Below are 4121 nucleotides of genomic sequence, written 5' to 3' on the forward strand. Positions count from 1 at the left end.
CCAGGGGGGCGCGCAGGACGTTGCACATGCCCTGCTGGGGCATCCCCTGTACCCAGGTAGACGTCGGGGCCGCGCGGATTGTTCCACCCTTCTGGCCACATCTCAGGAGTCCACGCTGTGACCAACTTACTCGGGCGCCGGCTAGGCCGCTACGAGATCCGCGCCGAGCTGGGCCGAGGGGGCATGGCGCGAGTCTACCAGGCCGTCGACACGCTGCTCCAGCGCCCGGTCGCGATCAAGGTGCTGGCCGCACAGCTGAGCATGGACCCTGAGTTTGTGCAGCGATTCGAGCGCGAGGCCCGCACGGCCGCCGGACTGCGCCACCCCGGCATCGTCACTATCTATGATGTGGGCGAGCAGGATGGCCTGCACTTCATCGCCATGGAGTTCATCAACGGCCGCACCCTGCACAGCATCCTCAACGAGCAGACCACTCTCGGCCTCGGCTACGCCGTCAGCATCTTAGACCCGGTGGCCCGCGCCCTGGACTTCGCCCACGCGCAGGGGGCCGTCCACCGCGACGTGAAGCCGCACAACATTATGGTCGACGCGGAGGGCCGCGTGGTCCTCACGGACTTCGGCATCGCCCAGACGCCCGACGCCGACGGCGAGCGGCTGACCCGCACGGGCGTCTTCATGGGCACGCCCGAGTATATCTCGCCCGAGCAGGCCGAGGCCCGGCGCGTGGACGGGCGCAGCGACCTCTACTCGCTGGGCGTGGTGGCCTACGAGATCATCACCGGGCGCGTGCCCTTCTCGGGGGCGACCCCGCAGCTGATCGTCGCCCACTCCCAGCTGTCGCCGCCGCCGCCCACCAGCGTGCTGGCCTACCTGCCCGGCGAGCTCGATCTGGTGCTCGCCCAGGCCCTCGCCAAGCGCCCAGAGAGCCGCTACCCGAGCGGGGCCGACTTTGTCGAGGCGCTGCGCGGGGTGGCCCGGCGCTACGACACGCCCCTCGCCGGCCGAGATCAGATCGCGGCGCTCGTGGCGGCCCCGCTGACGAGCAGCATGTCGCCCCCGCCGCCGCCGGCGCCCCGCCGGCCGCCGCCCGATCCGCCCCGGCCTGCGGCCCCACCGCCCACGGCCCCGCGGCCAAAGCCTACGGGCGATGCGCCCCGCCCGGATGTCCGCCAGACCGTCAGAGATGATCGGGCGCGCGCCAGGAGCCAGGCCAATAACCCGAGCCCGCTGGCGCTGCTGCTGATCGGCGGCCTGCTGGTGATCCTGACCCTGCTGTTGCTCTTCACGGTGGCGCGTGGGCTGGCCCGCGGCGGGGCGACCACCGCCACGCCCACCGCCGGCGCGCCCACGCCGACGATCGCGATCCCGGCGAGCGACACGCCCGTCCCGCCCAGCGACACACCTGCGCCCAGCGACACACCTGCGCCCGAGACTCCGCCCACCAGCGAGCCAGAGCCCACAGCAGCCAGAGCCCACGCCGAACGAGACACCCATCCTCGGAAGCCCTACGCTCCAGACCCCCATCTACCCGCAGCCGTAAGGAGGAAGGTGTGTTTGTCTCCTTCCTGATCATCGCCCACGCACCCTACCTGCGGCGCGCAGGCAGGCAGCACACGGGAGAGGAGCCGCTCCACGAGCTGATCGCACGGGGGCTCATCCCGCTGCTCGATCTGCTGAGCGACCTCCAGACCACCGGGCTCCAGCCGCGCGTGGCCGCCGCCTGCTCGCCGCTGCTGATAGAGCAGCTAGCCGACCCGGTGGTGCAGAAGCACTTTCTCCTCTGGATGGACGAGCGCCTCGCACGCCGCAGCGACGATATGCGGCGCTTTGAGAGCGAGGATAACCGCCATGGCAGCTACCTCGCCCACTTCTACCTGGAGTGGAACCGGCAGGCCCTGCGGAGCTTCACAAACCGCTACAACCGCAACCTGGCCCAGCGCCTGCGCGAGCTCGTGGCCGCGCGGGTGATCGAGCCCCTCACGGGCGCCGCAACCCACGCCTACCTGCCGCTGCTGGGGCGCGACGAGTCGGTGCGCGCGCAGATCGAGCAGGGCGTGCTGCACACGACGCGCACGCTGGGCAGGCCCGAGGGCATGTGGCTGCCCGGCGGCGGGTGGCGGCCCGGCATCGACCTGGCGATCAGCGATGTCGGGGTGCGCTACGTCGTCGTCGACCCCAGCAGCCTCCCGCCCGACGTAGGCCCCGGGCCGATCATGATCGAGGGTCGCCGGCTCGCCGCCATCGCCCCGGACGAGGATCTCGCCCACCATATCTGGACGCCCGAGCTCGGCTATGTCGGCGACCCGCTCTACCGCGACCCGAGCGACCCGGGCGGGTACCAGGCGATCGGCCTGAGCGCGCCGCAGCCCTACGATCCCTACCACGCGCTGCGCCGCGCCCAGGAGCACGCCAGCCACTTTGTGAGCATGCTCGTCGCCGAAAGCGCGCGCCGCGCGCCAGGCGATCTGGCGCTGGTGCCGCTCGACGCCGCCCTGATCGGGACGACCTGGTTTGAGGGGCCGACGTGGCTCCAGGCCGTGCTGACGCTCTGCGCCACCCACCCGGCCCTGTCTCTGACGACGCCAGGTGAGTACCTGCGCGCGCAGCGGCCCCGGCAGCGCGCGAGCCTACAGGCAGGCTCGTGGGGGGCGGGCGGGCACGACCCCTGGCAGGGGCCGGAGAGCGAGGAGTACTGGCGGGCGATCCACGCCGCCGAGGAGCGGATGGTACAGATAGCGACTGATCTGCCGAGCGCCGAGGCCGACCATGAGCGGGCGCTCAACCAGGCCGCCCGCGAGCTCATGCTCGCCCAGACGAGCGACTGGCCCGAGGCCCTGGTCGCCACCGGCGCGGCGGCCGAGCAGCGCGAGCGCTGGCAGATCTACCTCGATCGATTCGACCAGCTCACGGCGCTGGCCCGCCAGGAGCGGATCAGCCCGGCCGACCGCTTCCTGATCGACCAGCTTGAGGAGCTGGACGGGCCGTTCGCCAACCTCAACTATCGCATCTTCGCGCCGTGACGTGAGGGGACAGGGGAGAGCGGACAGGGGACAGGCCGGGCCGCGCCAGCTAATCAAAGCAGCAGGGGCTAGTGGCACGATAATGTGCGGCCTGTCCCCTGTCCCCTGTCCCCGTCCCCTGTCCCCTAGAACAGCGTGTTCGCCAGCTTGCGGCGGTAGACCGGCACCAGCGGGTCCTCATCGCCGAGGGCGGCGAAGAAGCCGAGCAGCGCCTTGCGCGCCCCATCGTCGCGGAAGGCCCGGTCGCGGGCGACGATGGCGATCAGCTCGCTCATGGCGCCCGCGTAGGCACCGTCGCGCGCGAGGGTGGCGGCCTGCCGGTAGCGCTCGGCCACGTCGCCCTCGGCCGGCAGGTCGGCGGCGGCGAAGAAGTCGGCCAGAGGCAGCATGGCCTGGGCGCGGGCGTAGAGCGGCGCGCCCAGCGGCACCTGCCGCAGCGTCTCCACGCCCTCCGCCTCGCCAAGGAGCATCAGCAGGCGCCCGAGGCGGAACATCGCCCCGGTGTTCTCCGGCTCCTCGCCCAGGATCAGCCGGTAACGCGCGGCCGCGCCCTGCGGGTCGCCCGCCTCCATGGCCTGGGCCGCGTCCAGCAGCGAGCCGCCCTTCTCGGGCATGAACCGCTTCAGCCAGGTGCGCACCTGCGACTCGGGCAGCGCGCCGACGAACTCGTCCACGATCTTGCCGCCATAGACCGCCTTCACCGCCGGGATGCTCTGGATGCGGAAGTTCGCGGACAGGCGCTGGTTCTCATCGACGTTCACCTTAGCCAGCACCCAGTCGCCCTTGGCCTCGCTCGCCAGCCGCTCCAGGGTCGGCCCAAGCGTGCGGCACGGCCCGCACCAGGGTGCCCAGAAGTCGATCACCACTGGGACGTCCTTCGATCGGGCGATCACCTCCTGCTCGAAGTTGGCCTCATCGACCTCGATCACCGCCGGCTGACGCTGCGTCGTCGGCGTCTGCTTCACTCCGCTGAGCATTGTTGACACCTCAAATGTTCATCGCTTTTCAGGGAGGGCTCGCCCTCCTCACTCGCTTCAATCATACCCGATCTTTGATGCCTGAGAGCTCCTGCCAGTTACCTATCATCCTTCATCCTTCATCCTTCATCCTTCATCCTTCATCCTTCATCCTTCATCCTTC

The 4121-nt window shown here is 70.6% G+C and carries 3 protein-coding genes; 2 read left to right on the top strand and 1 reads right to left on the bottom strand.

Annotation, left to right across the window (positions count from 1 at the left end; translation table 11 throughout):
• Positions 1-117 precede the first annotated feature (117 nt).
• Positions 118-1530, top strand: coding sequence for a serine/threonine-protein kinase (locus tag K2Z83_RS09265; protein WP_220594895.1), 1413 nt, complete (start codon positions 118-120; stop codon positions 1528-1530).
• A complete protein-coding gene (locus tag K2Z83_RS09270) occupies positions 1512-2981 on the top strand; it encodes a 1,4-alpha-glucan branching protein domain-containing protein (RefSeq protein WP_220594896.1) in 1470 nt (489 codons plus the stop codon). Before K2Z83_RS09265 ends, K2Z83_RS09270 begins: the two co-directional genes overlap by 19 nt.
• Positions 2982-3106: 125 nt before the next feature.
• Here the strand turns inward: K2Z83_RS09270 and trxA are convergent, their stop codons facing one another.
• Positions 3107-3958, bottom strand: a complete 852-nt coding sequence (gene trxA, locus K2Z83_RS09275) for a thioredoxin (RefSeq protein WP_220594897.1) — start codon at positions 3956-3958, stop codon at positions 3107-3109.
• Positions 3959-4121: the final 163 nt, after the last annotated feature.

Origin of the sequence: Oscillochloris sp. ZM17-4 (assembly GCF_019599295.1) — a bacterium.
Taxonomy (GTDB): Bacteria; Chloroflexota; Chloroflexia; order Chloroflexales; family Chloroflexaceae; genus Oscillochloris.

Coding starts and splice junctions, on each gene's coding strand:
- trxA (WP_220594897.1), bottom strand. CDS start 3,958: ATGCTCAGCGGAGTGAAGCAGACGCCGACGACGCAGCGTCAGCCGGCG.